Source organism: Loktanella sp. PT4BL (assembly GCF_003201935.1).
In the GTDB taxonomy this organism is placed as follows: Bacteria; Pseudomonadota; Alphaproteobacteria; order Rhodobacterales; family Rhodobacteraceae; genus Yoonia.
Genome location: NZ_QJJL01000007.1, coordinates 50813 through 57293, shown reverse-complemented (window position 1 = coordinate 57293; position 6481 = coordinate 50813). Strand labels below are relative to the sequence as shown.

Here is a 6481-nt window from a genome sequence, read left to right as displayed (position 1 = left end):
TACGGTTGCATCGGAGGTGTCATCTGCCTGATCGTTCAGAACCAGCGTCTCAACACCCGTGAAGTCACCATCAAGTGTGAAGGACACTGACGCTGTCAGGTCAACCCGAACGGTGTCGCCCGTCACATGGCCACCACCGGAAATAGTATCCGCGGAGGTCAGCGTGTTGGTGCCGTCGAAAATGAACAGATCGTCCCCATCATCGCCAGACAGATTGTCGTTGCCGGTGCCACCGTAGAGAACATCGTTCCCATCTCCAGCAGATACGATGTTGTTTCCGGTACCACCATCAATCGTGTCGTCGCCCGCACCACCCAACAAACTGTCGTCGCCCGCGCCACCATTCAAAGAGTCATTACCATCAGCACCATCAATGGTGTCGTTCAGGCTGCCGCCGGTAATGGTATCACCGAGCGCACCACCGGTAACCGAGAAGGTCCCATCAGCCTCGTTTGAACCGTCCCAATTCAGGGTGGACGTGGTGAGACCTGTCGCATCAACCACAAGGTTTTCGCCGGCGGCCACGAGCCCATCTACTGTGACGACCGTTGTGTTGGCGTTGCCCAGCTCGACCGTTTCGACCCCAGACACATTGTCCAGATCGCTGGTTGCAAGCCCATTATCGGTGAAGGTCAGCTTATCGTTATCTCCACCACCAACGATCGTATCGTCCGCGTTGAGATTGGTTGCCATGACGATCAGGTCGTCGCCAGAGCCTGTATCGATGCTGTCTGCACCTGTTCCGCCCACCACCGTATCATTACCGCCGCGGGTCGAGATCACGTCGCTGCCACCGAGGCTGGCAATGCTGTCATCACCGCTGCCGGTGTTGATCGTGACGCTCACGTCGGTATCTGCTGTGACGACGTTATTGCCTGCGCCGAGGTCTGCGCCCGTGCCGTCAACGCCAATATTCCAGATCGAGACGTTCTCATCCAAGGCGTAGCCGTTTAGCGCTCCGCTGTTGGTATCAACCGTTACCGTATCAATCCCGTCAGTAGTAGTGGCGACGATATCTACCGCCGCTTGAGAACCACCGATGCTCTGAAGCTGATCGGAGTCGACTGTGACTGAAGAGCCCACAATCTGGATCACATAACTTCCGCCTGTGGCGGAAATCGTTGCGTCAACAATATTGGCACCATGTGTCAGGTAGACAGTATTGGCACCCGCACCGAGTTCGTACATCCCGCGGCCAAGACCATCTGTATCAACGATGGTGTCGTCTTTATCTGCCGCATCACCTTGCGCAACATATGTCACGGTCACGCCATTTACCTTTACGACATCATTTCCCGCACCACCGGTAATGTTCACGTTGGTTTCGTTCACATTGATCGTGATGGTGTTGCCGTCATCCGACAGGATGTAATTCTCAATGCCATCAATTGCTGTCAGTTCACCCGACTGGTCCGTGCTGTCAGTCGCAATTGTGATCGTATTGCCGTTACCGGCATTGTTATCGCCTACAATGGCCGCACGACCGTCGTTGTGCTGATCGAGCGTAACAATGATGTCGGAACCGTCGTTCAAGTTAATTGCTGTGGTATGCGTCACATCAAGCTGATCGAACGACAGGACATCCCCTGAATTTGCACGAGAGAGATTAAACTCACCGCCGCCATTCACATCGAGAACATCAATACCATCGAGAACACCCGAAATCAGGGTGCCGGTCTGAGTTGTATCGAGAAGGACAGTATCAACACCATTGCCTCCCGTCACATTCTCATCGCCAGCGCCAAGGGTTACGGTTGAGCCACCCGAGCCCGCGATAAAGTTGTCAAAGTTCATGAACTTGAGCGTTGGCCCACCGGGAACGCCGTCCAGATCCAGATCAACCGTTACATTCGACAGTTCACCCGAGGCAAAGTTGAAGACGGCTGCCCCCGTGTCTGAACTGACGTCGAGAGTATCGATGCTCTTTGTGCGGCCGCGAACCTCTGTCACGCCAGCCGCAATCATGCTGGCGATATTTGCGTAGAGCGGCGCGGATCCAGTTTCCTCGATGGCGCCCGTGCGCGTATCCACCGTGAAGGTTCCCGACGGCAGGTAGAAGCTGATCGGCTCACCGACGAAGTTCGATACACTGAATTCATTGACGTTCTTTGCGTTCGCCAATTCGATAATCATATCCGCCGAGGGATCAAAACCGGCGTTAACGTCAGTATTGACGACAAGATATGTCCTACCAACCGCGGTTCCGCCGGTGACGGTGAACAGGATCGAGTCCGTCTGGTTATCACGAAGCGCATTGTTCAGGTCTGTATTGGTCGCGAAGCTGGCGCCGAGCGCATTCAAATCGGCTGTGATGCTGAGCGAGCCAATGCGGTTGCTGTAATTGGCACCATCCACGCCGGCACCCGGGCTCATCCACGGCAGTTCGATCCGATCTGTCGAGAAATTGAATCCGTCAATCACATCAACGCTGTCAGTGAAGGACTGCAGGTTCGAGGTGTAGCGGACGAGGTTGTTCCCGCCACCATTCAGGTCAATGAGGTCAGCGCCATTGCCAGCAAAGACTGTATCATCACCTGCCCCGACAATGATCGTGTCGTCGCCTGCTCCACCATCAATGCTATCATTACCCGCCCCAGCATCAATCGAGTCGGCAAGGTTACCACCGAGAATGGTGTCGGCACCGTCGGCGGTCGTCAAGGTATCGCCCTGGTTCGACAGGGTCACGTTGAACGCTTCACCAGACTGGTTGCCCAAATCAATGGTCACTGCGGTCGCGTTACCCGTGACGACGATGTTTTCAACACCTTCGAGGTTGGCATCAGCGGTCGGTGCATAGTCATCAGACAAACGCAGTGTGTCAGTTTCCGTACCGCCATCGATCGTATCGTCATTGTCCGCACCAACAATGGTGTCACTTCCGGCACCTGCATCGATGTCGTCGTTGCCCGCACCGGCTGTGATCAAATCTGCACCGGCCCCGGTCGAGATTACATCCTCGCCCGCTCCGGTCGTGATGGTGTCATCGCCAGTGCCAGAGGTCACCGAGTTGTCCCCGTCACCCGCTGTGACAAGGTTGTCCCCGTTGCCAGCAACGATCGTATCGCTCCCAGCCCCCGTAGTAATCGTATCGGCACCCGCGCCTGCCGTGACGGAGTTTTCACCATCACCGGCGGTCACAACGTTATCACCTTCACCAGCGATGACCGTATCGTTCCCGGCGCCTGCTGTGACGGTGTCGTCACCGGCTCCGGCCTCAATCAGGTTGTTGCCTTCACCGCCGGACAGGGAGTCATTGCCACTGCCACTGTCGATGGTGTCGTTCAACGCACCGCCAACGATCGTGTCTGCCAAGGCTCCGCCAGTGATCGAGAAGCTACCGTCCGTCTCGGCAGCACCGTTCCAGTTAAGGGTCGATGTCGTTAGCGCAGAGCCGTCAACCACAAGGGTCGCACCGCTTGCGACGAGGCCTTCACGTGTGACAACGCTTGTGTTGGCATTGCCAAGCTCAATGGTTTCAATGCCAGTGACATGGTTCAGATCGGTGGTCGTGCCGTCACTGTCGGTGAAGGTCAGCTTGTCAGCACCGTCACCGCCAGTGATGGTATCAGCAACCGACAGATTGCCCGCACCGACGATCAGGTCATCATGATCGCCCGCATCGACAGAGTCTGCGCCGGCACCAATAACGATGGTATCGTCACCATTTCCACCTATGATATCGTCATCCCCGGCCCCGCCAGTCAGCGAGTCATTGCCATCAGCACCGTCGATGGTGTCGTTCAACGCACCGCCAACAATGGTATCGCCCAAAGCACCACCGGTGATCGAGAAGGTACCGTCCGTCTCGGCAGCACCATTCCAATTCAGCGTCCCAGTCGAAAGTGCCGTGCCGTCAACAACGAGGGTCGCACCGTTTGCCACAAGGGTCTCAACAGCAACGACGCTGGTGTTGGCATCGCCAAGTTCGATGGTCTCAATGCCCGTGACATTGTCCAAATCGGTGGTCGCGCCATCGCTGTCGGTGAAGGTCAGCTTGTCAGCACCCGCACCGCCAGCGATGGTGTCAGCGACCGACAGGTTGCCTGCCGCAACGATCAGGTCATCGTCATTGCCTGCAAGGACGGAATCCGTCCCTGTGCCGATGACGATGGTGTCATCGCCATTGCCACCAATGATGTTGTCATCCCCGGCCTCGCCGGTCAGCGAGTCATTGCCATCAGCACCGGCGATGGTGTCGTTCAACGCACCGCCAACGATCGTGTCTGCTAAGGCACCACCAATGATCGAGAAGGTCCCATCCGTCTCGGCCGCGCCATCCCAGTTCAACGACGACGTCGTCAGCGCAGAGCCGTCAACAACGAGGTTAGCACCAGTAGCCACGAGAGCGTCAACGGCGACAACGCTTGTGTTGGCATTGCCAAGTTCAATGGTCTCAATGCCAGTGACATTGTCCAGATCGGTGGTCGCGCCATCGCTGTCAGTGAAGGTCAGCTTGTCAGCACTGTCACCGCCCACAATCGTGTCTGCAACCGACAGATTGCCCGCGGCAATGATCAGGTCATCGCCGCCGCCCGCAAGGACGGAATCCGTGCCTGTGCCAAGCGTCACCGAGTCGTTGCCATCACCCGCCGTTACCGAGTTCGTCCCAGATGTCAGGTTGATTGTATCGTCGCCAATACCGCCATCGACAGAGTCATTGCCCCCACCGGCAATGATCGTATCGTCACCGCCTGCACCAAGAAGCGTGTCGTTCCCGGCATTGCCGACAATCGAGTCAGCAGCAGAGCCGCCGGTGATTTTGTCATCTCCAGATGAGCCCAGAACCGTTGTCGCCGCGTTTGTCGCGGTAACGTCCAAATTACCCAAGTTGTTTGTGGTCGATGTCGAGAAGTCAAATGAACCACCCGCCGTCAAATCGACATCGGCCGTGGCACCAGTGGAAATGTTGACCTGGTCAACACCTGCCTGAAGGTTCACGAGAGAGTCACGACCGCTGTCCACGTTCACGATATCTGCAAGAGCATCGACGCCCAGGTCGACCGTGTCATTCCCGGCGCCACCTGTGACCGTATCCGACCCACCGCCTGCAAGAATGCTGTCGTCACCAGCGCCAGCCATGATCGAGTCGCCATCATCGCCGCTGATGATGGTGTCGTTCCCGTCACCTGCGAGCACAGTATCAGAGCCAGCACCAGATGTGATGCTGTCAGCGCCCACGCCGCCGGTGATGGAATCCGCACCAGAGGCCGTAGTGAGCGTGTCACCGCGTCCCGACAAGGTTACGTTAAACGCATCAAAACCTTGGTTTCCAAGATCAATATCGACAGCCGTAGCATTGCCAACAACGTTTATCGTCTCAACACTAACCAATGTGCCATCGGCCACCGGGGTGTAATTTTCGTTAAGGATGAGCAGGTCACCATTCGCGCCACCAATGATTGTGTCATCATTATCAGCACCACGGATCGTGTTTGCACCCAGACCCGCCGTGATGTGGTCTGCGCCTGCGCCGCCCGTGATATCATCATCGCCTGCACCTGCATCGATACGGTCTGCCCCATCACCAGCATCGATAACATCTGCCCCATCACCGGTTGCAACGGTATCATTGCCGGCTCCAGAACGGATAGTATCAGCACCGTTGCCACCGCCAGCATCAATAGAGTCATTACCGTCTTCGGACAGAATGGAGTCGCTGAAGTTCGATCCGAAGATTGTGTCGTCACCAGCGCCAGTCTCAACTGTCACGCCAACGCCGTAGCCTTGGACAGCAACAATCGCGCTCGAATAGGACGTGACACTATCCTCATCGACAACGCGAATTGTACGAATTCCCGCTTGCTCGGCATTTTCAGAGAGCGCCAAGTCAATATTGGCATTTGCGTCGGCTTGGAACACGACTTCTTCTACGCCACGGATATCGTCGAACACGACTTCATCATCGCGCAAGTTGGCTGCATTCGGCACATCGGTTACGGTTAAAACAGTGGGCAGACCAGCGGCGCCATTGATAACAAGTGCACCAGACTTAAAGGTCGTCCACATAGTCGTAGAATCTGCGGCCGAAATCGTCGCAATATCAAATGCGTCAGTCTCTGTATTGGACACCATCACGTTACCGGCAGCATCGGTTGCTGCAGTGATTGTGACGTCAACGCCCTGGACTTCTACATTGGCATCCAGCGTGGTGTAGACAGCAGTAAACTCTGTCCCTGCACCGTTCCAGCTGCCAGAGACTACGGTCAGCGACGAATCCAAGACATTGTCAGAGAAGGCAATGGTCGGCGAAACCGCTGTATTCATTGTCTCAGTGAAGCCAATTGTCAGGGTAAGCGATACCGCACCATCTGCATCCGCCTCGCTAATAATAAGATCAACGGATCCGGAAGTAGTAAGTGCTCCGTTACCTTCAACGGAAGTGACTGTCGGGTTCGCACGGTCGATATCAACCGTATCGTCATCACCCGCGCCGAGGTTCAGCGCAGCGTCCGTGTAGCTGTCGTTCGCCAGCGTCACAGAC

The 6481-nt window shown here is 56.1% G+C and carries 1 pseudogene; it reads right to left on the bottom strand.

What is annotated here, in order from left to right:
* Positions 1-6006 (bottom strand): annotated as a pseudogene (locus C7964_RS16655) (hypothetical protein); the annotation flags it as partial.
* Positions 6007-6481: the final 475 nt, after the last annotated feature.